The sequence below is a fragment of the Gulosibacter sp. 10 genome (assembly GCF_900163695.1).
Taxonomy (GTDB): Bacteria; Actinomycetota; Actinomycetes; order Actinomycetales; family Microbacteriaceae; genus Gulosibacter.
Map to the genome: position 1 here is coordinate 49,572 of NZ_FUIC01000035.1, position 23,329 is coordinate 72,900.

At 71.3% G+C, this 23,329-nt stretch carries 23 protein-coding genes; 12 read left to right on the forward strand and 11 right to left on the reverse strand.

Annotated elements, in window-relative coordinates:
- The first annotated feature begins 4 nt into the window (after positions 1 to 4).
- Entirely contained in the window at positions 5 to 670 is a 666-nt protein-coding gene (locus FM112_RS12760; RefSeq protein WP_087008178.1) for a homing endonuclease associated repeat-containing protein, read from the forward strand.
- Between the two features lie 263 nt (positions 671 to 933).
- Entirely contained in the window at positions 934 to 1,575 is a 642-nt protein-coding gene (locus FM112_RS12765; RefSeq protein WP_087008180.1) for a TrmH family RNA methyltransferase, read from the forward strand.
- A 44-nt stretch (positions 1,576 to 1,619) separates the two neighbouring features.
- On the opposite strand, the gene FM112_RS12770 is transcribed toward FM112_RS12765, so the two are convergent.
- The 3 genes from FM112_RS12770 to pyrE are packed head-to-tail and all read right to left on the reverse strand — an operon-like array spanning position 1,620 to position 3,553.
- A complete protein-coding gene (locus tag FM112_RS12770) occupies positions 1,620 to 2,492 on the reverse strand; it encodes a site-specific DNA-methyltransferase (RefSeq protein WP_254910488.1) in 873 nt (290 codons plus the stop codon).
- Positions 2,493 to 2,500: 8 nt separating this feature from the next.
- Complete coding sequence (locus tag FM112_RS12775) at positions 2,501 to 2,992, reverse strand: septum formation family protein (RefSeq protein ID WP_087008185.1); 492 nt, start codon at positions 2,990 to 2,992, stop codon at positions 2,501 to 2,503.
- A 6-nt stretch (positions 2,993 to 2,998) separates the two neighbouring features.
- Positions 2,999 to 3,553, reverse strand: coding sequence for an orotate phosphoribosyltransferase (gene pyrE, locus FM112_RS12780; RefSeq protein ID WP_087008188.1), 555 nt, complete (start codon positions 3,551 to 3,553; stop codon positions 2,999 to 3,001).
- A gap of 41 nt (positions 3,554 to 3,594) precedes the next feature.
- Between pyrE and FM112_RS12785 the strand changes: the two genes are divergently transcribed.
- Positions 3,595 to 4,431 carry an exodeoxyribonuclease III gene (locus tag FM112_RS12785; RefSeq protein ID WP_087008190.1) on the forward strand — a complete coding sequence of 279 codons (837 nt, stop codon included), beginning with the start codon at positions 3,595 to 3,597 and terminating at the stop codon, positions 4,429 to 4,431.
- Positions 4,432 to 4,442: 11 nt separating this feature from the next.
- Here the strand turns inward: FM112_RS12785 and FM112_RS12790 are convergent, their stop codons facing one another.
- Positions 4,443 to 5,816, reverse strand: a complete 1,374-nt coding sequence (locus FM112_RS12790) for a serine hydrolase (protein WP_176386822.1) — start codon at positions 5,814 to 5,816, stop codon at positions 4,443 to 4,445.
- Between the two features lie 80 nt (positions 5,817 to 5,896).
- Between FM112_RS12790 and FM112_RS12795 the strand changes: the two genes are divergently transcribed.
- Positions 5,897 to 6,475, forward strand: a complete 579-nt coding sequence (locus tag FM112_RS12795) for a nitroreductase family protein (RefSeq protein WP_087008195.1) — start codon at positions 5,897 to 5,899, stop codon at positions 6,473 to 6,475.
- 178 nt (positions 6,476 to 6,653) lie between these two features.
- On the opposite strand, the gene FM112_RS12800 is transcribed toward FM112_RS12795, so the two are convergent.
- Entirely contained in the window at positions 6,654 to 8,147 is a 1,494-nt protein-coding gene (locus tag FM112_RS12800) for a UDP-N-acetylmuramoyl-L-alanyl-D-glutamate--2,6-diaminopimelate ligase (protein ID WP_176386823.1), read from the reverse strand.
- 105 nt (positions 8,148 to 8,252) lie between these two features.
- Positions 8,253 to 10,400, reverse strand: a complete 2,148-nt coding sequence (locus tag FM112_RS12805; RefSeq protein ID WP_087008199.1) for an ATP-dependent Clp protease ATP-binding subunit — start codon at positions 10,398 to 10,400, stop codon at positions 8,253 to 8,255.
- A gap of 255 nt (positions 10,401 to 10,655) precedes the next feature.
- Between FM112_RS12805 and FM112_RS12810 the strand changes: the two genes are divergently transcribed.
- On the forward strand, positions 10,656 to 11,279 hold the full coding sequence (locus FM112_RS12810) for an SRPBCC domain-containing protein (protein ID WP_087008203.1): 624 nt from the start codon (positions 10,656 to 10,658) through the stop codon (positions 11,277 to 11,279).
- Between the two features lie 91 nt (positions 11,280 to 11,370).
- On the opposite strand, the gene FM112_RS12815 is transcribed toward FM112_RS12810, so the two are convergent.
- Complete coding sequence (locus FM112_RS12815) at positions 11,371 to 12,798, reverse strand: phosphotransferase (RefSeq protein WP_140400684.1); 1,428 nt, start codon at positions 12,796 to 12,798, stop codon at positions 11,371 to 11,373.
- 124 nt (positions 12,799 to 12,922) lie between these two features.
- On the opposite strand from FM112_RS12815, the gene FM112_RS12820 reads away from it, so the two are divergent.
- The 3 genes from FM112_RS12820 (at position 12,923) to FM112_RS17595 (ending at position 15,805) form a co-directional block, all read left to right on the forward strand.
- Positions 12,923 to 13,441: an 8-oxo-dGTP diphosphatase gene (locus FM112_RS12820; RefSeq protein WP_176386824.1), complete on the forward strand. Its 519-nt coding sequence runs from the start codon at positions 12,923 to 12,925 to the stop codon at positions 13,439 to 13,441.
- 198 nt (positions 13,442 to 13,639) lie between these two features.
- A complete protein-coding gene (locus FM112_RS12825) occupies positions 13,640 to 15,235 on the forward strand; it encodes a BCCT family transporter (RefSeq protein ID WP_254910489.1) in 1,596 nt (531 codons plus the stop codon).
- Between the two features lie 69 nt (positions 15,236 to 15,304).
- Entirely contained in the window at positions 15,305 to 15,805 is a 501-nt protein-coding gene (locus FM112_RS17595; protein ID WP_254910490.1) for a hypothetical protein, read from the forward strand.
- A gap of 125 nt (positions 15,806 to 15,930) precedes the next feature.
- Here FM112_RS17595 and FM112_RS12830 read toward each other — a convergent pair whose 3' ends face one another.
- Together FM112_RS12830 and FM112_RS12835 are read right to left on the reverse strand one after the other, a co-directional pair.
- On the reverse strand, positions 15,931 to 17,046 hold the full coding sequence (locus FM112_RS12830) for a class I SAM-dependent methyltransferase (RefSeq protein ID WP_087008210.1): 1,116 nt from the start codon (positions 17,044 to 17,046) through the stop codon (positions 15,931 to 15,933).
- Positions 17,043 to 17,477, reverse strand: coding sequence for a pyridoxamine 5'-phosphate oxidase family protein (locus tag FM112_RS12835; RefSeq protein WP_087008212.1), 435 nt, complete (start codon positions 17,475 to 17,477; stop codon positions 17,043 to 17,045). Before FM112_RS12835 ends, FM112_RS12830 begins: the two co-directional genes overlap by 4 nt.
- A 90-nt stretch (positions 17,478 to 17,567) precedes the next feature.
- Between FM112_RS12835 and FM112_RS12840 the strand changes: the two genes are divergently transcribed.
- The 3 genes from FM112_RS12840 (at position 17,568) to FM112_RS12850 (ending at position 20,685) form a co-directional block, all read left to right on the forward strand.
- Positions 17,568 to 18,065: a DUF3224 domain-containing protein gene (locus FM112_RS12840; RefSeq protein WP_087008214.1), complete on the forward strand. Its 498-nt coding sequence runs from the start codon at positions 17,568 to 17,570 to the stop codon at positions 18,063 to 18,065.
- A gap of 139 nt (positions 18,066 to 18,204) precedes the next feature.
- Positions 18,205 to 19,434 carry an NAD-dependent epimerase/dehydratase family protein gene (locus FM112_RS12845; RefSeq protein WP_087008216.1) on the forward strand — a complete coding sequence of 410 codons (1,230 nt, stop codon included), beginning with the start codon at positions 18,205 to 18,207 and terminating at the stop codon, positions 19,432 to 19,434.
- A gap of 9 nt (positions 19,435 to 19,443) precedes the next feature.
- Positions 19,444 to 20,685 (forward strand): glycosyltransferase family 1 protein, encoded by a 1,242-nt coding sequence (locus FM112_RS12850; protein WP_087008219.1) that lies wholly within the window; start codon positions 19,444 to 19,446, stop codon positions 20,683 to 20,685.
- 127 nt (positions 20,686 to 20,812) lie between these two features.
- Here FM112_RS12850 and FM112_RS12855 read toward each other — a convergent pair whose 3' ends face one another.
- Both FM112_RS12855 and FM112_RS16930 read right to left on the reverse strand, forming a co-directional pair.
- Complete coding sequence (locus FM112_RS12855; RefSeq protein ID WP_140400685.1) at positions 20,813 to 21,196, reverse strand: hypothetical protein; 384 nt, start codon at positions 21,194 to 21,196, stop codon at positions 20,813 to 20,815.
- A gap of 276 nt (positions 21,197 to 21,472) precedes the next feature.
- The gene (locus FM112_RS16930) at positions 21,473 to 22,264 is read right to left on the reverse strand and encodes a hypothetical protein (protein WP_140400686.1); all 792 of its coding nucleotides are present in this window, start codon (positions 22,262 to 22,264) and stop codon (positions 21,473 to 21,475) included.
- A gap of 461 nt (positions 22,265 to 22,725) precedes the next feature.
- Between FM112_RS16930 and FM112_RS12865 the strand changes: the two genes are divergently transcribed.
- On the forward strand, positions 22,726 to 23,067 hold the full coding sequence (locus FM112_RS12865) for a hypothetical protein (RefSeq protein ID WP_087008226.1): 342 nt from the start codon (positions 22,726 to 22,728) through the stop codon (positions 23,065 to 23,067).
- Positions 23,068 to 23,329: the final 262 nt, after the last annotated feature.

Sequence of the window (23,329 nt, forward strand, 5' to 3'; positions counted from 1 at the left end):
TCGCATGATCCCCGACGCCGAGCTGCTCGACGCCCTCCGCCGCTGGGCCCGGAGCGCCGACTCGTTCCGGCTCAGCGACTACGACGAGTGGGCGCGGGCGAACGATGCCGCGAGCCCGTCCACCCTCATCCTGCGCTTCGGCAGCTGGAGCGAGGCGATGCGCTCGGCGGGGCTCTCGGACAGGCTCACGACGTCGCGGCAGCAGCGGCAGGTGATCTCGGATGCGGAGATCTGGGCCTGCGTGGTCGCGTACCTGCGGGCCGACCGCGACCGCCGCTCCTACGCCGACCTCGGCGTGTGGCTGCGCGAATCCGGGCTGCCGAGCGCCGCGACCGTGCGCGCGAGGCTCGGCAGGTGGTCGGAGGTGCGGGACACCGCGCAGCGGGTGCTCGACTACGAGGGCGGGCTCGGCACCGGGGCCGAGCCCTGGCCGTTCGCCGACGAGGTGCTCTCGATCACGCCCGGCGCGGGGCCGCGGCGCGAGCTGACCGAGGATGCCTGCGCCGCCGCCCTGCACCGCACGGCCGTGGTGCTCGACGGGCCGCTCACCATGGCGGCCTACGACGCGGTGCGCGCTCCCGAGGAGCCGAGCTCGAGCGCGCTGCTGCGGCGGTTCGGGGGCTGGCGCGACGCGCTCAAGGCGACGGGGCTGGGCGACCGCACCCGCTGACGCCGCCGCTGCCGGGGCGCCCGGCCGCCGGGAACCCCGCTTCTGCCGGGGCCGGGAGGGGCCCGCTCCTGCCGCCGCCCGCCGGGTGCGCATTGTCTGCCCTGCCGCCCGGTGGTTCTGCCGGTGTGCCGCCGCGCGTCTCCCGCGGGGCTGCTGTTCCGGATGCGAATAGGCGGCACATCCGGATATCCGGGTTCTGCGCCCTATTCGCATCCGGAACGGCAGGCCGGGCCGAGCCCCGACGGATGGCTAGGCTTGGGCAGATGAGCGAAACGCACGAGCTGTCGACCCGCGGCGTCGGCCCCTGGGAGGGCGAGTGGCCCGAGGATCCCCGCTACGACCGGGAGCTGCTCGCGAACGGCGACACCCGCAACGTGATCGATCGCTTCCGGTACTGGACGATGGAGGCGATCATCGCCGACCTCGACGAGTCGCGGCATCCGTTCCACGTGGCCATCGAGAACTGGCAGCACGACATGAACATCGGCTCGATCGTGCGCTCGGCCAACGCGTTCGGCGCGAACACGGTGCACATCATCGGCCGCAAGCGCTGGAACAAGCGCGGCGCGATGGTCACCGACCGCTACCAGCACGTCGTGCACCACGAGACGGTGGAGGCGTTCGTGGCGTGGGCGCGCTCGGCGGCGCTGCCGATCATGGCGATCGACAACGTGCCAGGGTGCGTGCCCATCGAGGCGACCCCGCTGCCCGAGCGCTGCGTCTTCCTGTTCGGGCAGGAGGGTCCGGGGCTCACCGCGGAGGCCGTCGCCGCCGCCGAGCAGGTGATCGAGATCACGCAGTTCGGCTCGACCCGCTCGATCAACGCCTCCGCGGCGGCCGCGGTCACGATGCACGACTGGGTGCTCCAGCACGTCTACGGCCGCCGGCCCGCCGTGCGGGATTAGGCCGGGAGCCCGGCGAACCGCAACGGTGTCGAGCCGGGGCCGACCTAGGCCCGCCCGAACTCGACGTCGGAGCCGGCGAACCGGCGGCGCATGACCTCGATCGCGGCCTCGTTGCTGTCGATCAGCAGGAAGCGGCGGTCGAGCTGCAGCGCGGCCGCCCCGGTGGTGCCGCTGCCCGCGAAGAAGTCGAGCACGCGGTCGCCGGGCCGGCTGCTCGCGGCGATGATGCGGCGCAGGATGCCGAGCGGCTTCTGCGTGGGGTATCCGGTCTTCTCGCGCCCGTTCGGCGAGACGATCGTGTGCCACCACACGTCCGTGGGCAGCTTGCCCCGCGCGACCTTCTCGGGCGTCACGAGGCCCGGCGCCATGTAGGGCTCGCGGTCGACCTGCTCGGTGTCGAAGTGGTAGGCGCGCGGGTTCTTCACGTACACGAGGATCGTCTCGTGCTTCGACGGCCAGCGCTTCCTGGTGCGCCCGCCGTAGTCGTAGGCCCAGATGATCTCGTTGAGGAAGCACTCGCGCCCGAACAGCGCGTCCAGCAGCACCTTGGCGTAGTGCACCTCGCGGTAGTCGAGGTGCAGGTAGAGCGTGCCGGTGTCGTGCAGCAGGCGCCAGGCCTCGACGAGCCGCGGCTCGAGGAACTCCCAGTAGTCCTCGAAGGCGTCGTCGTAGGAGGTGACGCCCTCGCGCACCGTCTCGTAGGTCTGTCCCTTGAACCCGATGCGCCCGCCCTCGGCGGTGCGGACCGAGCGGGTGGTCTCGCGGCGCTGCGTGCGGCCGGTGTTGAACGGCGGGTCGAGGTAGATGAGCTGGAAGGATGCGTCGGGCAGCTCGCGCAGGATCGGCAGGTTGTCGCCGTGGATGACGGCGTTGCCGGGGCCCGCGCGCTCGGGGCCCGTCTGGACGGGTTGCTCCACGGCCACCCCTACGGCCGCAGCGAGCCGGTGAGCTCGGGGGCGACGGCGAAGCAGGAGTACGTCTCGAGGCCGGAGCCCCATTCCGCCTCGGATGCCGGCCAGCGCACCTGGATCTCGAGGCCCTCGATCCGCCCGGCCGCGTCGAGGTCGATCGCCTCGGGCGACTGGCATGCGAGCATCGCGCTGTCGCGGAGCGCCTCCTCGCCGGGCCAGGCCTCGACGTCGAGCACCGTGCTCACGGGCACGAGGGCGGTGAGCTCCGCGGCGTGCGGCTCCTCGCAGGACACGGGGTCGAAGTCGGCCTGCCAGGGCGATTCGAACTCGGCGAAGCAGTCGCCCGCCTCGAGCGCGGCGAGCGGATGCGCGCTCGGCCCGGTGGTCGCCGGGCTCAGCTCGCTCGGCGCGGAGGGCCGGCCGAAGGGCGCCCAGAACCATCCGATCGCGGCCGCGGCCACGACGACCGCGGCGCCGACGAGCGCCCACACCGCACCCCGCCGCATGACGGGCTAGACCGCTTCGAGGCCGAGGTCTTCGAGGCCGATCGCGTACCGGTACGGGTAGCCCGCGGCCTCGATGCGCTCGCCGGCGCCGGTGGCGCGGTCGACGATGGTGCAGACCGCGACGACCTCGGCGCCGACCTTCTCGAGCGCCTCGATGGCGGCGAGCGGCGAGCCGCCGGTGGTGGAGGTGTCCTCGAGCACGACGACGCGCTTGCCCGCCACGTCCGGGCCCTCGACCTGGCGGCCGCGGCCGTGGTCCTTGGGCTCCTTGCGCACGACGAACGCGTCCAGCTCGCGGTCGCGGGCGACGGCGCGGTGCATGACGGCGTTCGCGAGCGGGTCGGCGCCCATCGTGAGCCCGCCCACGGCGGCGACCGGCGCGAACTCGTCGACGAGCTCGAGCAGCACGTCGCCGATGAGCGGCGCGGCGCGGTGGTCGAGCGAGAGCTTGCGGAGATCGATGTAGTAGGAGGCCTTCTTGCCGCTGGTGAGCGTGAAGTCGCCGTGGAAGACGGCCTCGTCACGGATGAGCTGGATGAGTCGGGTACGCGCGTCGGTCACGAGTACCAGGGTAGTTGCTGGCGCGGGTTACGGTAGGAGCCATGCGCATCGCCACCTGGAACGTGAACTCCATCCGCACCCGCAAGGGCCGCGTCATCGACTTTCTGCAGAGCGCCGACATCGATGTGCTGGCGATGCAGGAGATCAAGTGCAAGCCCGAGCAGTTCCCGTACGAGGACTTCGAGGCGGCCGGGTACGAGGTGCTCGCGCACGGCGTGAACCAGTGGAACGGCGTGGCGTTCGCCTCGCGGCTGCCGATCGAGGACGCGGTCGAGGGCTTCGACGGCATGCCCGGCTTCGGCAAGCCGGGCGAGGACGGCGCGCTGCCCGCCGAGGCGCGCGCGCTGGGCGTGACCGTCGAAGGGGTGCGGCTCTGGTCGCTGTACGTGCCGAACGGGCGCGAGCTCGCGCATCCGCACTACGAGTACAAGCTGGAATGGCTCGAGGCGCTGCGCCGGTCGACGGCGGACTGGCGCGCCGAGCACCCCGACCGGCCGATCGCGCTCATGGGCGACTTCAACATCGCGCCCCTCGACATCGACGTGTGGGACACCGCCGTGTTCGAGGGCCGGACGCACGTCTCCGCCCCCGAGCGCCAGGCGTTCCAGGCCTTCCTCGACGACGGATTCGTGGACGTCGCCCGCGAGCTCGGCATCGAGGGCTACACGTACTGGGACTACCAGCAGCTGCGCTTCCCGCGGAACGAGGGGATGCGCATCGACTTCATCCTGGGCGACCCGGAGTTCTTCTCGCTCGTGAGCTCGGCCGAGATCGCGCGCGACGAGCGCAAGGGCGACGGCCCGAGCGACCACGTGCCGGTGATCGCCGAGCTCGACGCCGAGACCTCCCTCGACGACGATCTGCCGATGATCTTCTAGGCCGGCGCGCCTCAGCAGTCGCGGGCGAGCGCGATCTCCGAGAGCTCGTAGGCGATGTCGAGTCGCGGGTCGGCGCCGTAATCGGTGGGCGAGACGGTCCACGCGATCGTGACCTGGCGCATCCCGTCGGGGCTCGACATCGTCAGCGCGCGGTAGCCGAGGCCCGAGCCGAGGTGGCCGTACACGTGGTCGCCCTCCCCGATCTGCACGAGCTCGCCGTACTCGGTGTCGTGCACGCTGCCCGAGCCCTCCTCGGGCTCCTCGAGGCCGAAGACGGTGGCGCGCGGGGCGTCGTCCGGCTCCTCCCCCTCGGGCGCGTCCTGCTCCTCGGCCGCGTCCGCGCCCTCCGCGTCGCCCCCGGCGCCCTCCTCGCCCTCGCCCGGTTCCTCCCCCGGCGAGAGCTCGAGATACGCCGGGTCGCCGTCCGAGCACGTGTCGGTGCGCGACTGGACGCCCAGGCCGTAGCCCTCCGGCACGAGCACGAGCATCTCGCCGAGCAGTGGCGGCGGCAGCAGCTGGCCCGAGAGCAGCGCGCGCATGAAGGTGTTCACGTCCGACACCGTCGAGACCACCCCGCCGGCTCCCGACCACAGCGACGCGTCCTGCTCGGTGACGTCGATCGACAGCGGGCCCTCGATCACGTAGCCGGATGCGGCGTGCTCCCCCATGCCCGTGCCGGTGGGGATGCTCGTGTGCTCGAGCCCGAGCGGCTCGGCGATCCGCTCCGCCAGCTGCTCGGCCATGGTCGACCCGGTGAGCTCCTCGATGAGCATCGACAGCACGATGTAGTTCGTGTTCGAGTACTCGTACCCGGTGCCGGGGTCGAAGCTCCACTCCTGCGTGCGCGAGAGCTCCACGAGTTCCTCGTGCGAGATCGGGGTCACGATCTGCGCCGAGATCTCGGAGGGGTCGAGGGCGAGCGCGGGCACGTAGTCGGGCATGCCGGAGGTGTGGTTCAGCAGCTGCCGGATGGTCACGTCGCGGCCCTGCACCACGCCGGGCAGGTAGTCCTCGATCGGGTCGTCGAGCTCCGCCTCGCCCTCCGCCACGAGCTGCAGCAGGATGGTCGCGGTCATGGGCTTGGTGAGGCTCGCGATCCGCACGCTGTCGCCGGGGCGGGCGGGCAGCTCCGTGACGGTGGAGCGCACCCCCTCGGCCGAGGACCACACCTGGTCGCCGTCGCGCACCTCCACGAACACGGCCGGCGCGCCCGCGTCGACCATCTCGTCCATGAGCTCCCGGATGTCCGCGACCTCGAAGTCGGCGGCCTCCGTGGGGCGCAGGGGCAGCGCCGTGGGGCCGGGCTGCGGCCCGGCGACGCACCCGGACAGGAGCGCGGCGATCACGGCGACGAGGAGGAGATTTCGAATGTGACGCTTCTGCATGACTCTGGGAATAGTGCCACGCATCATTGAGTTGTAGGTGCACGGATCACAACTCCAGGAACTGACAGGAAGGTACCCCCGTGACGATCATCACCCAGCGGAACACCACGACGAGCCCCATCCACGAGCTGCTCGGCAATCGCTGGAGCCCCCGCGGGTTCGCGGCCGACCACGTCGTCGGCGAGGAGGAGCTCCGCTCGCTCATCGAGGCGGCCCGCTGGGCTCCCTCGGCCTTCAACAAGCAGCCCTGGGGCTTCATCGTCGGCCGCCGCGGCACCGAGACCTTCGGCAAGATCTTCGACTCGCTCGCCGAGTTCAACCAGCTGTGGAACCGCAACGTCTCGGCCCTCATCGTCACCCTCGCCCGCACCGAGATCGACGGCGAGCCCTTCGCCACCGCCCACTACGACCTGGGCCAGGCCGCCGCGCACCTCTCCTTCCAGGCCGAATCGCTCGGGCTCAACGTGCACCAGATGACCGGCTTCGACGCGGATGCGATCGCCGAGCGGTTCCCGCTGCCCGCCGGCTACCAGCCCTACACGGTCATCGCGGTCGGCGTGCACAGCACCGACGAGTCGATCCCCGAGAAGATCCGCGACCGCGACTCCGGCCCACGCGAGCGCCAGGGCGTCGACGACATCCTCCTCGGCTTCGAGTAGCCCCCCCCCCGGCACCGCGGCGGCCCAGAGCCGCCCGCGCGCCCTCCAGCCGAATCTTGGCGGCGGGATGCGCTCCGGGCCGCCCGAAGGCAGCCGTCTCCCGCCAAGATTCGGTGGGAGACGGGGCGGGACGGGGCAGCAGGAGACAGGGGCGGGAGGGACGCAGTCCCGTCCGGCGTCAGCGGGGGTCGAGCTCGCGGGGGTCGCGGCCCTCGAAGGCGGCGCGCACCGCGGCGGCCTCGTCGAGCACGATCACGCCCCGGCCGTGCGGGAGGATGAGCTGCCGCTCGTGCCCCTTGCCCGCGATCACCACGACGTCCCCGAGCCGGGCGCGCTCGACCCCGGCGGCGATCGCCTCCCACCGGTTCTCGATCAGCCGCCAGTCGGCGCCGGCCTCGTCGAGCGCGGCGCCCGCATCCGCCACGACCTCGTCGAGCGTGCCCCGCTTGAGGTCGTCCTCGGTGAGGATCACGTGATCGGCCCTCGCGGCGATCTCGCCCATCTCCCGCCGCTGCTGCGGCACGCGGTCGCCGAGCACGCCGAACACGAGCGTGATCGGCGCATCCGAGAGGCCCCGCAGCGCGGCCAGGCAGCAGGCGAGCGCATCCGTCGTGTGCGCGTAGTCGATGAAGACGTCGAGGTCGTCGTGCGGCACGCGCTCGAGCCGTCCCGGCACCGGCTCCACGGCCGCGAGCCCGGCGACCACCGTCTCGGGCGCATACCCCTGGCAGAGTGCGGCGCCCGCGGCCACCAGGGCGTTGTTCACGTTGTAGTCGCCGAGCGCCCGCAGCGATACGGGCACGCGCTCGCCGAACGCGACCAGGTCGAAGCGCGTGCCGGCGAGCGATGTGACGACCCGCTCGGCGCGGATGTCCGCCCCCTCGCGCGTCCTCGCCACCGTGATCACCCTGCGCCCGGAGGCCTCCAGCTCGCGGGCGGCGCGGGCTCCCCACTCGTCGTCCACGTCGATGACCGACACGCACGCGCAGGCGCTCTCGAACAGCCGCCGCTTCGCGCGGTAGTACTGCTCCATGGTGCCGTGGAGCTCGAGGTGGTCCTTCGTGAGGTTCGTGAACATCGCCACGTCGAAGTGCATGCCGGCCACCCGCTCGAGCTCGAGCGAGTGCGAGGACACCTCCATCACCACATCTTGGACGCCGGACTCGACCGCCTCGCGCAGGATGCCGTGCAGGACGGGCCCCTCGGGCGTCGTGTTCGGCGTCTCGCGGATCTCGCCGTCGACGTCGAAGCCGATCGTCCCCATCACCCCGACCCGGCGCTCCGCCTCGCGCAGGATCGCCGCGAGGAAGTAGGCGGTGGAGGTCTTGCCGTTGGTGCCGGTCACGCCGTAGAGGCGCAGCCGCTCGTCCGGCGCGCCGTTGATCCGCCGCGAAAGCCGGGCGAGCGCGACCCGCACGTCCTCGACGGCGATATAGGCGACGCCCGGCTCCCGGGCCTCGGGGATGGATGCCGCGACGACCGCCCTCGCCCCGCGGGCCACCGCGGCGGGCGCGAACCGCATCCCGTCATGGTTGAAGCCCGGGACCGCCACGAAGACGGCCCCGGGCCCCGCGAGCCTCGAGTCGTGGGTGACCGAGTCCACCTCGACGGCGGGGTCGAACCGGTCGGTCCCCACCGGCGAGATCTCGGCAAGCAGCTCGCCAAGCAGCACTGATTCCTCCAGGACGCGCGATCGGCTCCGGCACACGCTCCTCGGGTGCTCTCGCCGCTAATCGGAAAAATGGTACCAATTGCCGAAAAGCGTCCGAATCCGCCCCTAGGCGGACTTGAGGGTCAGCGCATCGCCGTCCGAGGCGACGCTCACCTCGACGGTGTCGCCGTCGTGCACCTTGCCCGCGAGCAGGGCGCGCGCCAGGCGGTCGTCGATCTCGCGCTGCATGAGGCGGCGCAGCGGCCGCGCGCCATAGATGGGGTCGTACCCCTTCTCGGCGAGCCACGTGCGGGCGTCCTCGTCGACCTCGATGCGGATGCGCCGTTCGGCGAGCCGCCGCTCGAGCGTCGCGATGTTCAGGCCGACGATGCGCGCGAGCTGCTCGGGCGAGAGCGCGTCGAAGATGACGATCTCGTCGAGCCGGTTCACGAACTCGGGCTTGAACGTGCGCCGCACGACCCCCATGACCTCATCGTGCTGCTGCTCGGTGGTGAGCAGCGGGTCGACGAGGAACTGCGAGCCGAGGTTCGAGGTGAGGATGAGGATGGTGTTGCGGAAGTCCACCGTGCGCCCTTGGCCGTCGGTCAGGCGGCCGTCGTCGAGCACCTGCAGCAGCACGTCGAAGACCTCCGGATGCGCCTTCTCGACCTCGTCGAACAGCACGACCGAGTAGGGGCGCCGCCGCACGGCCTCCGTGAGCTGGCCGCCCTGCTCGTAGCCGACGTATCCCGGAGGGGCGCCGACGAGCCGCGAGACCGAGTGCTTCTCGCCGTACTCCGACATGTCGATGCGCACGATCGCGCGCTCGTCGTCGAAGAGCAGCTCCGCGAGCGCCTTCGCGAGCTCGGTCTTGCCCACCCCGGTGGGGCCGAGGAACATGAACGAGCCGGTGGGGCGCGCCGGGTCGGCGACTCCCGCGCGCGAGCGCCGGATGGCGTCCGACACCGCGCCCACGGCGCGATCCTGGCCGATCACCCGCTGATGGAGCTCCCCCTCGAGCTGCAGGAGCTTCTCGCGCTCCGACTGCATGAGGCGGCCCACGGGGATGCCGGTCCACGCGGACACCACGCCCGCGATGTCGTCCTCGGTCACGTGGTCGTTGACGAGGCGGTCCTCGTCACCCTCTGCCTGCTCGGCCTCCGCGAGCTGCTTCTGCAGCTCGGGGATCTCGCCGTAGAGCACGCGCGAGGCGAGCTCGAGGTTGCCGTCGCGCTGCGCCCGGTCGGCCCGGATGCGCGCCTCGTCGAGCTTGGACTTGAGGTCGCCGACGCGGTTGAGGCCGCTGCGCTCGGCGTCCCAGCGCTCCTGCAGCGCGTCGAGCTCGACCTGCTGCGCCGCCATGGTCTCGCGCAGCTGCGCGAGCCGCTCCTTGGCGGCGTCGTCGTGCTCCTTCTTCAGCGCGAGCTCCTCGAGCTTCATGCGGTCGATCTGCCGCTTGAGGTTGTCGAGCTCGACCGGCGAGGAGTCGATCTCCATGCGCAGGCGCGAGGCCGCCTCGTCGACGAGGTCGATCGCCTTGTCGGGCAGCTTGCGCGCCGCGATGTAGCGGTTGGAGAGGGATGCGGCGGCCACGAGCGCGGTGTCGCTGATCGACACCTTGTGGTGCGCCTCGTACCGCTCCTTGAGCCCGCGCAGGATCGCGATGGAGTCCTCCACGGAGGGCTCGTCCACGTAGACCTGCTGGAACCGGCGCTCGAGGGCGGAGTCGGATTCGATGAACTCGCGGTACTCGTCGAGCGTGGTGGCGCCGATGAGCCGCAGCTCGCCGCGCGCGAGCATGGGCTTGAGCATGTTGGACGCGGACACGCTCGACTCGCCGCCGCCCGCGCCCATCAGGGTGTGGAGCTCGTCGATGAACGTGATGATCCCGCCCTCGGAGTCCTTGATCTCCTCGAGCACCGCCTTCATGCGCTCCTCGAAGTCGCCGCGGTACTTCGCGCCGGCGAGGATCGCCGAGAGGTCGAGCGAGACGAGCTCCTTCTCCTTGAGGGAGTCGGGCACGTCGCCCGCGACGATGCGCTGGGCGAGCCCCTCGACGACGGCGGTCTTGCCGACGCCGGGCTCGCCGATGAGGACGGGGTTGTTCTTGGTGCGCCGCGTGAGCACCTGGCTGACGCGGCGGATCTCGGCGTCGCGCCCGATCACCGGGTCGAGCTTGCCCGTGCGGGCGATATCGGTGAGGTTGACGCCGAAGCGTTCGAGGGCCGACTGGGACTCCTCGTTCGGAGCCTGCGCTCCTTGCATATTGGCCATGCGAGTCTCCTTCCACTGACCGGCTGGGGTGTTGTCGATTCAGGTCTGATCCTCGGCTCGCAGAAACCTTGAGCCGAACTGACTCAAGGTTACACCTTTTCCCAGATCAAGGAAGGATTAGCCGTTCGATCCCAGCGAACGCCAAGCATGGCCGACTCGCCGCCGCCTCGTTGTCAAGCCGTTTACCTGTTGTTCACCTATAATTCACCTGACGGGCACTGACGCCCCACTCCCCGCGACCCAGGAGGGAACGACATGGGTGAAATCATCGGCACCGTCTCGCGCAAGGGCGAGACGTACTCGGTCATGCTGACGGCGGAATCCGCCTTCGACCGCAAGACCATCTGGCGCGCCATCACCGAGCAGCACTCGCTCGAGCGGTGGCTCGGCACGGTGTCCGGACCGATCATGACCGGCAAGGCGTTCGAGGTGACCTACCCGAACGATTCGAACTACAGCATCCGCGCGCGGCTGCGCGAGCGCCGCGTGCCCAGCTCGCTCGTCCTGAGCTGGAAGTTCAACGACCTGCCCACGAACTTCGTGCGCATCTCGCTCAACAAGCTGCCCGAGGGCGGCACCCAGGTGCAGCTCGAGGTCACGGGCCTGCTGCGGCACGACGCGGCCACCGCCGCCGCGACCTGGCACACGCAGATGGAGTTCCTGCGCAACCACCTCCACGGCCAGGAGGTGCTCGGCCACGCCCTGCGCTTCCGCCGCGACGAGCTCATCCCCGCCTATGAGCGCCAGCTCACCGGCATCGGCGCGCCCGCGCTCTCGCGCCAGGAGCTGCTCGAGCAGCTGCAGCGCGAGCAGGGCCGCGCGCCGCAGCGCGCCGACGAGGTGCGCCGCGTGCTGCACACGCACGCCTACCTCGCCTAGCGCTCCCGCATCGCCCGGAAAGGGGCGGATGGCCGGACGGCGCCGCATACGCGGCCGCCCCGGCCATCCGCCCCTTTCCCGTCCTCGGCGGCTACTCGCCGAGCAGCCGCCGCACCGCGGCCACCGGGATCGGCAGCCACTGCGGGCGGTGCCTGGATTCGTAGATCGTCTCGTAGAGGGCCTTGTCGAGCTCGTAGGCGGCGAGCACCGCGCGCCGATCGGCCTCCGGGATCGGCGTCTCGGCCTCGTCCAGCGCCTCGGCGTAGCCCTCCACGAAGGCCTCGCGGGCCGCATCCGCCCAGTCGCGGGCGACCTCGCGATCGGCCTGCAGCGAGAGCGCTCCGGCCACGTAGTCGAAGGAGCGGAGGATGCCCGCGATGTCCCGCGCCGGCACGTCCGGCGCGTTCCGGGCGTCGAGGGGCCGCAGCGGCTCGCCCTCGAAGTCGAGCAGCACCCAGCCGCGATCCGGCACTGCGAGCACCTGGCCGAGGTGGAAGTCGCCGTGGATGCGCTGCAGCGTGGGCCACCTCGCCTCGCCCGCCTTCGCGTAGACGGCCTCGACCCGGGCCGCGTACTCGCGCAGCTCGGGCACCTCCTCGGCCGCGAGCTCGTAGCGGCGCCACATCTGGCGGGTCGCGAACTCGATGTCCTCGCGGCCGGGCTCGACCGTGGGCATCACGCGGCGGAGCGTGCCGTGCACCTGCGCGGTCGCGGCGCCGATCGCCCTGGCCGGGGCGCGGAAGTCCTCCCCGCCCTCGGCGGCGCGGAGGGCCACCCGCCAGGCGTCCTCGACGCCCACGAAGAACTCCTGCGCGAACGCCAGGTGGCCGGCCGCGCCCTCCGCCGGCGGGGCATCCGCCGCGTCCCCGGCCGGCCAGACCCCCGAGACCTGCCCGAAGGTGGGCGGCACGTTGAGCGACCCCGCGGCCGCGAGCGCGGTCTGCAGCGTCACGTCCGGGTTGTCCCCGGGCTGCAGCGTGCGGAAGAGCTTGATGATGAGCGGCACGGCCGCGTCGCCGTCCTCCTCCTGCAGCTCGCAGATGATCGAGGTGTTGGACTGCTCGCCCGAGAGCACGCGCGAGGTGACGAAGCGCCCGGCGCGGGCGCCCGGCATGGGCTGGCCGTAGACGCGGACCGAGGGGGCGCCGTCCGGGCCGGGGGCGCCCGAGGCCTCGCCCTCGTTCGCGATGAGCTCGACCAGCGCGCGGGCGAACGCGGGATCGTGCGCGCCGTCGACGAGCGCCGCGCGGTCGCCGTGCTCGCGCACCGCGCCGATGAACCCGAGCGCGTCCACCGTCCCGTCGACGTCGCGGATCACGAGGGGCACCTGGTAGACCGGGGCCGGGTCGCGCGAGCCGTCGCGCATCAGCGCCACGGTGATGAGGCGCAGCCCCGGGTCCTCCGCCGCCGGTTCGAGTTCGTAGCTGCCGACGAACTCGAGGTCCGGGGTCTCCCCCGCTCCGACGTACCACCGCTGATGCGGCAGCCAGTTGCTCAGCAGCGAGAGCACTTCAGACATTGCGCGGGGCCTTTCCGTCTCGGACGTCGTCGCCGGAACCAGGGCGACGGCACCGTACAAGGCTAGAGGTGCAGCCGGGGTTTTCGCAGCGACTCGCGTGCCGGCGAGCGAGTACCCTATGGCCATGGCGCTTCCACAGGTGTGCGTGACCTATCTCCTGCGCGAATCCGCGCGCGGAGGCGAGGTGCTGCTCGGCCGCAAGAAGTACGGCCTCGGCGAGGGCAAGCTCGTCGGCCTCGGCGGCAAGCTCCAGCCGGGCGAGCATCCGCGCGTCGCCGCGATCCGCGAGATCGAGGAGGAGTCCGGCGTCTTCGTCGACCCGCAGGCGCTGCGGCATGCGGGCCTGCTCACCTACCACTTCCCCACGCGCGCCTCCTGGTCGCAGGAGTCGTGGGTGTACCTGTGCCGCGAGTGGATCGGCGAGCCCTCCGAGTCCGAGGAGCTCGCCCCCGAGTGGTTCCCGCTCGAGGAGGTGCCGCTCGAGCGGATGTGGTCGGATGCGCGCTTCTGGCTGCCCAGGGCGCTGAGCGGCACCTTCGTGCGCGCCAGCTACACCTTCGGCAGCGACCTCGATACGGCCGTCGCCTCCGACGATCCGGAGACCGACCTCCCGCGGACCCCGCCCTCGGGCTCCTTCGGCTGATCCGCGCATCCGACGCAGTTCCCGCCCCGAAAGATCACGGTTCGATAACAACGCAAATCCCTGATCAGCCTCCTCCTTCCTGCGAATCCCCGCACAAAGAGCCACCATCCCGGCTTGTATCTCGTCCCCGGCTTGCTAGCGTCCTAGCTTTGTTCGCGATTGAGAGCGGCATCCCGCTGTTCGGACAGGACGAGAACCATGGCCGACACCCGACGCAACGACGCTGAGCCTCCCACCAAGCGCCCTCAGCCCGAGCCGATGCCGAACCCCATCCCCGATCCACACCCCGGGCTCATCCCCGGCATCGGCGTCGAGCAGACGGCCACGAGGTTCCCCACCAACACCGCCGTGTTCGTCGGCGCGATCGCCGTGACGCTCGGCGTCATCGTCTGGGCGTTCATCACGCCGGACAGCCTGCAGACCGCCGGCACCGTGTCGCTCGCCTGGGTCACCGAGAACTTCGGCTGGCTGTTCGGCGGCCTCGCGATCGCCATCGCCGTCTTCATGCTCTACGTGGGCTACGGCCGCATGGGCGGCATCCGCCTCGGCGCCGACGACGAGAAGCCCGAGTTCTCCACCGCCTCGTGGATCTCGATGCTCTTCGCCGCGGGCCTCGGCATCGGGCTCCTGTTCTACGGGCCGCTCGAACCGCTCACGTACTTCAACACGCCCTCGCCGAGCCAGTCGGTCGAAGGCGGCACGCAGGCGGCGGTGCTGCCCGCGATGGCGCAGTCCACCCTGCACTGGGGCCCGCTCGCGTGGGTGTTCTACGCCCTCGTCGGCGGCGCGATCGCCTACAACTCCTACCGCCGCGGCCGCGCCCCGCTCATCTCGGCGCTCTTCGAGCCCGTCTTCCCCGGCTCCACCAACCGCGTGCTCGGGCGCATCATCGACTTCAGCGCGATCCTCGTGACCCTCTTCGGCACCGCCGTGTCGCTCGGCATCGGCGCGCTGCAGATCCAGAGCGGGTTCACGCTCGTCTCGGGCATCGACATCGAGGGCAACATGTTCCTCATCGGCGCGATCGCCCTGCTCACCTCGCTGTTCATCGCCTCGGCGGTCTCAGGCGTCAAGCGCGGCATCCGCATGCTCTCGAACACGAACATGATCCTCACCGGCGCCCTCGCGCTGTTCGTGCTCGTCGTCGGCCCGACGGTCTTCATCCTCAACCTCATGCCCACGACCCTGGTCGAGTTCGTGCAGCAGCTCGGCGCGATGCTCACGCTCAACGCCAACGACGGCGAGGACGCGGTCGAGTTCCTCGGCGCCTGGACCACCTACTACTGGGCCTGGTGGGTGTCGTGGACGCCCTTCGTCGGCATGTTCATCGCGAAGATCTCCCGCGGCCGCACCCTGCGCGAGTTCGTGACCACCGTGGTCGTCGTGCCCTCCGCGATCGTCATCGCCTGGTTCGTGGTCTACGGCGGCACCGCGATCTTCATGTCCCTCGACGGCATCGACCTCCAGCTCGGCGGCACGAGCGAGGAGGTGATGTTCCGGCTGCTCGAGAACCTGCCCCTGGGCGCCATCACCTCGGTGATCGCGATGATCGCCGTGGTCGTGTTCTTCATCACCGCCGCCGACTCCGCCTCGATCGTCATGGCCTCGATGTCGCAGTCGGGCCGCCCCGAGCCGTCCAAGTGGGTGACGATCACCTGGGGTCTGATGCTCGGCACCATCGCCGTGGCGCTGCTGCTCGCGGGCGGGCAGGATGCGCTCAGCGGCCTGCAGTCGCTCATGGTCGTCTCGGCGCTGCCGTTCGCCTTCGTAGTGATGGGCATCATGGTCTCGTGACTGAAGGACCTCCGGACGGATCCGTACATCATCCGCCACAAGTACGCCCGGGCGGCCATCGCCCAGGGCGTGCGCCGAGGCATCGACGAGTACGGCGACGACTTCGTGTTCGGCGCGAACGCGGTGCCCGCCGACGAGGGCGCCGGCGCCGACTTCGACAGCGAGGACCCGGCGCTCACCGAGTGGTACGTGGACGCGACCACGCAGCCGATCGCGAAGGTCACCGCCGAGGACGTGCACCGCACGCTCGAGCCCGGACGCATCCAGCCGCGGGGCGAGAACCTGCCCGAGCGCGCCGCGTCGGGCGAGGCCTCGCTCACGGTCGGCGAGAAGCTCGCGAAGGAGTCGCTCGAGATGGCCGATGAGCACCCCGCCGACAGCCCGAACATCACCGATGCGCTCGCGGCCGATGCCTCGGAGGCGGACACGAGGACCGACGCCGCGACCGGCGGCGCGGTCAGGGCCGATTCCGGTGCGGACGAGACGGGCGCGGAGGGGTCAGGCACGGATGTGTCGGGCACGGACGACTCCGGTTCCGACGACGGCTCCGGGGAAGGGCGCGGCCGCTGAGGGCGGCCCGGGGCCGCGTTCGCACGCTGCCGAGCGTGGCCCCGGGCCGGCCGGAGTGCCCTGGGGGCCTGGACGCGGCCCGGGAAGGCTACCGGTCGGAACGCCTGGACGCGGCGCCGGAAAGCCTACCGGGCGCGTCGGGTCGACGCGGTGACGGTGAACTTCGCGGTGCGGTCGAGCTGCCGGGTGGGGCCGACGATGCGCTCGAGGTGCTCGCGGTGCCGCAGGTGCGAGTTGAAGACGGTGTAGAGCGTGCCGCCGTCCCGCAGCATCCCCGCGGCGCCGCGGAAGAGCTCGTTGGCGAGCCCGGGGTCGACGTCCCGGCCGTCGTGGAACGGCGGATTGCACAGCACGACATCCGCGCTCTCGTCCGCGACGCCCTCGCCGGCGTTCCCGCGGACCACCTCGATCTCCAGGCCGTTCGCGCGCGCAGTCGCGGCGGCGGACGCGCACGCCCACCACGACCGGTCGGCGGCGATGACCGTCGCGTTCGGCAGGGCCCGCTTGGCCGCCGACGCGAGCAGGCCGGTGCCGCAGCCGAGATCGACGAAGGTGCGATCATCCGCGAGCGCGGCGGGAGACGCGCCGGCATCCGAGCCGCCGAGGGCCGCATCCGGGAACTCCGCGCCGAGCGCCCCGAGCAGGGCCCTCGTCCCGATGTCGATGCCGGCGCCGCCGAAGACGCCGCCGCGGGCGGCCACCGCGAGCCCGAAGTCCTCGACCCTGGCGATCTGCGGGAAGTTCGGCTCGCCCGCCGGCGATCGGCGCGAGAGATCCGGCGCCGGATCCGTCGCGACGAGCGCCCGGGACTTGCGCAGGCCTCGCGTGCCGCGCACCGAGGCGAAGGAGGCGCCGAGCGCGTCGTTCATCGAGCGCACGAGATGCCGCTCCCGGGCCCCGAGGATCACTCGCACCTCGGCATCCGCCGCGAGCGCCGCGGATTCGGCGAGGTCCTCGATCTCGAGCAGGGCCTTGGGCAGGCGGCCGAGCACCAGTCGCACGCCGTCGAACAGACCGTTGCCGGGATCCGCCTCGACGGCGCCCTCGGGCAGCGGCCCGCGGAGCCCGGCGTCGGCGAAGACGCGCACCTCCTCGGCGCCGAGCGCGAGCAGCGCCGGGGCGAGCCCCGCCTCGGGGTCGTCGATCACCGCGACGGTCTCGGGGATGCCGCCCGTCGCGAGCGCCTCCGCGAGGACGACGTCGATGACCGGGTCCTCGTGCAGGCGGACCCGCTCGGTCACGCGATCGTCTCGGGCTCTGCCTCGGGTTCGTCGTCCAGGTTGAAGAAGCGTCCGCTCAGGCTGTCGACCGAGAGTTCCACGAACACCTGCTTGACGGTGGGCACGAGCGGCTTCAGATCGAGCTGCTCCGCGTACTCCTGCTCCTCGCCCTTGTCGAGCACGCGGGCGCTGCACCGGGCAACGACGCTCCAGGCGGTGTCCTCGGTGACCTCGTCGATCTCGAAGATGATCTCCTTGGCCGCCACCGTTCCGACGAGCTTCGTGCCGGGAGCGGTGCGGAACACGATCCTGTGCCCGTCGCTCCAGTAGTTCACGGGGAAGACCTCCGTGATCTCGCCGATGCGCTCGACCAGTCGGCCGAGGCTCTGCCCGCTCAGCAGACCGCGTGCGCGGGCCTCATCCAATTCCACAACCGGGCCGTTCTCTGTCATGGTCCAATCGTCTCACGCGAGGCTGAGCACGGGAGGCGAGAACGGCCGCGCGAACACCGCCTTTTCAGGGCCGCGTGCCACCATACGGCCATGCGCGCAAGCAGTTCATTCCGGATCGACGTGTGGGATGCGAACGGCCGCACCCCCGATTTCGAGACCGGCACGCCGTTGGCCGGGTATTTCATCCGCCGCGTGTTCGAGGAGCTCGCGGATGCGCCCGAGGCCGAGGGCGTCATCCTCGGCACGAGCCAGGTGCTCATGGTGAGCGCCTTCGACGCCGAGAGCGGCTCCGGCACGTACGTCGCCATCGACTCCTTCGAGGGCGAGATCGGCGGGCGGCAGGGCTCCATCAGCTTCTGGCACACCTCCACCGCCGACCACGGCGCGTTCCTCGCCGCGGAGGCGCAGCTCAAAGTCGTCCCCGGCTCGGGCACGGGGCAGCTCGCCGGCGCACGGGGATGGGGCCGCATCCTCAACCGCGGCGAGGCGGAGGTGCTCGAGCTCACCCTCGAGTTCGCGGACGAGCAGGATGCGGAGGACGCCGAGGTCGACATCGCGATCGGCAAGCTCGAGCCGCCGCACGGCTGAGCGCTCGCGCCGGATCGAGTCTGAACTCCGGTTAACGCGAGCCAGTAGCATGGGACGAGTGCCCGGCGCGCCCTCGACGCGCCCGGCCGGCAAGCGACATCGGCCCCACGGCCAAGCCCAGGCAAGTTATGGAGTATTCGTGAAGATTGCAATTCTCGGCGGCGATGGTTTCTGCGGTTGGCCCACCGCGCTGCACCTGTCGAACGTCGGCCACGACGTGGTCATCGTCGACAACCTCTCGCGCCGCCGCATCGACGTGGAGCTGGGCGCCAAGTCGCTCACGCCGATCGCACCCATCGAGGAGCGCATCGCCGCGTGGGAAGAGGTGTCGGGCAAGCGCATCGGCTTCGCGAACATCGACGTGGCCCAGGAGTACGACCGGCTGCTGCGGTTCATCGCGGACGAGCAGCTCGACGCGATCGTGCACTTCGCCGAGCAGCGCGCCGCGCCGTACTCGATGAAGAACTCGGCCACCAAGCGCTACACGATCGACAACAACGTGAACGCGACCGGCAACGTGCTCACCGCCATCGTCGAGTCGGGCCGCGACGTGCACCTCGTGCACCTCGGCACCATGGGCGTCTACGGCTACGGCACCGCCGGCATGAAGATCCCCGAGGGCTACCTCGACATCGAGGTCGTGGCGGATGAGGACGGGGACGGCAACCCGACCGAGCCGCACCGCGTGCAGCAGCAGATCCTCTACCCCACCAACCCCGGCTCGGTGTACCACCTCACCAAGGTGCTCGACCAGAACCTCTTCGCCTACTACGCGAAGAACGACCGCCTGCGCATCACCGACCTGCACCAGGGCATCGTGTGGGGCACCAACACGCGCGAGACCTCGCTCGACGAGCGCCTCATCAACCGCTTCGACTACGACGGCGACTACGGCACCGTCCTCAACCGCTTCCTCATGCAGGCCGCGGTGGGCTACCCCCTCACCGTGCACGGCACGGGCGGCCAGACGCGCGCGTTCATCCACATCCAGGACACCGTGCGATGCATCCAGATCGCGCTCGAGAACCCGCCCGCGGCCGGCGAGCGCGTGAAGATCTTCAACCAGATGACCGAGACGCACCGCGTGCGCGACCTCGCGGAGCTGCTCGCGAAGATCGCGGACGCCGAGGTCGAGAACGTGCCGAACCCGCGCAACGAGGCGGCCGAGAACGAGCTGCACGTGCGCAACGACACCTTCCTCGACCTCGGCCTCAACCCGACCAGGCTCGAGGAGGGGCTGCTGCTCGAGGTCACGGAGATCGCGCGCAAGTACGCCGACCGCGCCGACCTGGGCAAGATCCCCGCGACGTCGCTGTGGACCGACAAGCAGCAGGCGGGCGTGCCCAGCTCGGCGGCACCGGTCGCCTAGTCCGACGCCATGCGGATCGCGCTGTTCACCGAGGTATTCCTTCCGAAGATCGACGGGGTCGTGACCCGCATCCTGCGCACCCTCGAGCAGCTCGACGCGCTCGGGCACGAGGTGCTCGTGTTCGCGCCCGGCGACCCGCCCACCAACTTCGCCGGTGCGCGGGTCGTCCGGGTCAACTCGGTGGCGATGCGGCCCTGGTACCCCGAGCTCAAGCTCGGGCTGCCGACGCCGAACATCGCGCGCGAGGTCGAGGAGTTCGCGCCGCACGTCGTGCACCTCGTCAACCCGGTGGTGCTCGCCGCCTACGGGGCGCTGTCGGCCGCGCGGCGGGACCTGCCGATGCTCGCCTCCTTCCACACGGACACGCCGCAGTACGCGGATGCGCTCGGGCTCGCGCCCATCCGCCGCGCCGGCACGAAGTACCTGCGCGACGTCCACAACCTCGCGGAGGTGAACCTCTGCACCTCCCCGCAGATGGTGGCACGCGCGGAGCAGATCGGCATCGAGCGCGTGGACCTGTGGCCGAAGGCCATCGACACCCAGACCTATCGGCCCGACCGCGCCTCCGAGGAGATGCGCGCGCGGCTCACCGACGGGCATCCGGAGGACAGGCTCATGATCTACGTGGGCCGCATCTCCAAGGAGAAGAACCTGCGGGCGCTGCTGCCGCAGATCCGCGCGCTGCAGTCGCGGGGGGTGCGGCTCGCGATGGTCGGCTCGGGGCCGGACCGCGAGCAGCTCGAGCAGGAGTTCGCGGGTACGAACACGGTGTTCACTGGCTACATGTCGGGGGATGCGCTGGCCTCGGCCTTCGCGTCCGCGGACGTGTTCGCGTTCCCCTCCACCACCGAGACGCTCGGCCTCGTGGCGCTCGAGTCGATGGCCTCGCAGGTGCCCGTGGTGGGCGCTCGCGCGGGCGGCATCCCCTTCGCCGTCACCGAGGGCCGCTCCGGATTCCTGTTCGACCCGGATTCCGAGTCGGAGTTCACGGAGGCGCTCTCGCGGCTGCTCTTCGACGACGAGCTGCGCGTGCGGATGGGCGAGGAGGCGCGCGCAGAGGCGCTCGAGAGCTCCTGGCGCTCGGCCACGAGCCGCCTGGTGGAGCACTACGAGCGCGCGATCGACGCCCACTGGGCCCGATCCCACTCGCTCGCCTCGTACTCGCTGCTGATGCGGCTGTTCGGCAAGCCCATCCCCCGGCCCAAGGACCTGCCGCCGCGGCTCACGGACGGGGTGCCGGGCAACCTCTGAGCGGGTCGCCTCGCACGGATGCGGGCTCCAGTCGCGGCCCCGGCCGGGCCGGCCGTGCACAGATGCGTCGAAGTCTGCTGTTCCGGCCCGGCCATAACGACGAACTGCGACGCATCTGTCGCGGATCTCAGACCAGGCGGAGCATGTAGAGCAGTCCGAGCGCGGGGTAGACGCTCGCGATGATCGCGAATGCGCGAGCTCGGCCGCGTCGCGAGGACCCCTTCGGCTCCCGCGCGAACAGCACCCAGGCGAGGGCCGCAGCGAGGATCGCGGGGAACCGGCCGAAATGCAGGATGAAGAACGGGATGAACCCCTCCTCCCCGGTGCCCGGGTCGCTCCAGAGCACCGCCCCGAGTGCCAGGCCCACGACGACGGGGGCGAGGGACGCGATCATGCACCACATGGCGCCGACGGGCCACCGGCCGTAGCGGGCGATGCGCTCCTCCTCGGCGCTCAGCGGTGGCGCGGCTGCGCCCCGCACGACCGCGTCCGGTGCTGCCCCATCCGGCACGCTCCCGCCTGTCGCGGCTGCGCCCGGTGCTGCCTCATCCGGCACGAACCCGTCCGACGTGGCCCCGCCCGACGCGGCCTCGCCTGGCACGGTCGCGTCCGGTGCTACCTCATCCGGCACGGTCGGGCCGCGTCCATCCGCGTCCCGCCCCGTCTGGCTCTGCGGATCACCGTGGGCCTCCGGCCGCCCCGCCGCTCCGTGCACCTGCGCCTCCCCTGCTCGTGCCCGCAGCCTAACCGACCCACCCGCATCCGCGCGTCCCGCGGTCGAGTGCGCTCAGAGGACGCCGAGGAGCAGCACGGAGAGCTGCATCGCCGGGACGATCGAGGCCAGCACCGCACCGGCCACGGCCCATCCCCGTCGCCGCGAGCCCTTCGGCTGCTCCCGCGCGAACAGCCACGCGCACACCGCGTTGGCCCCGGTGGGCAAGACGAGGTACGGCGCCGCGACGACGAACATGAAGACGAAGAGCCCGAGGTCCCACCGCATCATGGCGGCGAGCCCGATGACGAAGCCCCAGGCCAGCGCGACGCACACGAACGATCCCGCCAGCGTCCCCATCGACGCGGATTTCGACGCCGCGCCGCGAGCCTCGACGTCGGAAAGCGCCTGTGCCGAGCCGGAGCCGCCATCCGGCTCTCGACTCGACGCTGCGTCCGACGTACCACTCGGCGCGATCTCCGAAACCGCAGGCCTCGAGCCGTTGCCGGCCTCCAGCACCTGCCCCGGTTCGGCGTCGGATGGCATGGGACTCGTGTCGAGCCCGGCACCCGAGACCCCGGCCGATTCGAGATCGGAACGCGCGCGCCCAGCGCTCGGTCCATCACCCGATACCTGGCTCGGTTCGGCGTCGGATAGCGCAGGGCTCATGTCCGCCCCACCGCTCGGCACCCGGATCGGCTCGTCGGCATCGGATAGCGCAGGACTCGTATCCGCCCCGTCGTCCGGTGCTCGAATCGGCGCTGCACCGGACGCCCGGCTCGGCACGATCTCCGGAGGCACAGGGCCCGCGGCGCTGCCCTCCGGGTCCCGCGCCGGGCCGGCGGGGGGCTCGGCGTCGTCGTGCATGGGAACAGCGTATGCGGCGGTCGCCGGCCCCGCGTACGCCTGCGGACGCACCTCGCCGGGTCGCATAGTCTTCCGCTTCGTCCGCCAGTCCGCCTGCATGCCGACGGATGGCTGCGGCCGCATCCCTCGAGACCTGCTACGCCCTCGAGCGGGCGCTGAGCACCGGCCGAAGCGGCCCTGCCTCGTCGCCGAGCCGCCTGCCGCCGACGGGCGCTCTGCAGCCGTCCCTCTCACGGCCGTCCCCTCGTCCGCACCGACAGATGGAAGAAGACCGTGCAGATGGAAGAAGACCGTGGCCCGGCCTTGCTGCGCGAGGCCATTCCCGCGTGCGCGCCCGCAGATGCGTCGCAGTTCGTCGTTATGCCCGGTTCGAAACCGCATTCTGCGACGCATCTGCAGCGACGCATCCGCGGGAGGACCCCGCACCGCCGCGGCACAGCCCCGTGTGATCGGATGGGGACATGAAGGATGCACGGACTCCCCTCGCCCCCGCGGAGGAGACCGGACGGTGGCCGGTCGCCTCGATCTGCTGCGCCATCCTCTCGCTCGTGTCGATGCTGCTCGAGGTGCTGACCTGGGTCGTGCCCTACGGGGCGTTCGCCGAGATCCTCATCGGATACGTGTGGTTCTTCGGCCGCGCCGCCTCGGCGATCGCCGCGATCGTGGCGCTCATCCTCTATCTCGCGTCTCCCAGGGGCAGCATCCGCCGGACGAGCACCGGTCATGCCGCGATCGTCACGGCCGTCTACCCCGTGGCGCTGCTGCTCCTGCTGGCCGTGCTCGCGGTGCGCGGCATCATCTAGGCCCAGCTCGGAGGGCGGACTCGGCGCAGATGCGTCGCAGAATGCTGTTTCGCGAGCCCGATAACCGCATTCTGCGACGCATCTGTGAGAGACCGCGCTCTCCGCCGGGGAACCGCGGGCCGGTGTCGGGCTCGCAAGAACGGCCGGGGCCAGGCCCTCTGCAGGCGCAGTCGGGGCCGGCCCCCGGAGGGACCGCTTGAGCCGGACGCACGGGAACAGCCCGCGGACCGCCCCCGCAGGAGCCGCCCGCGGGAACGGCCGG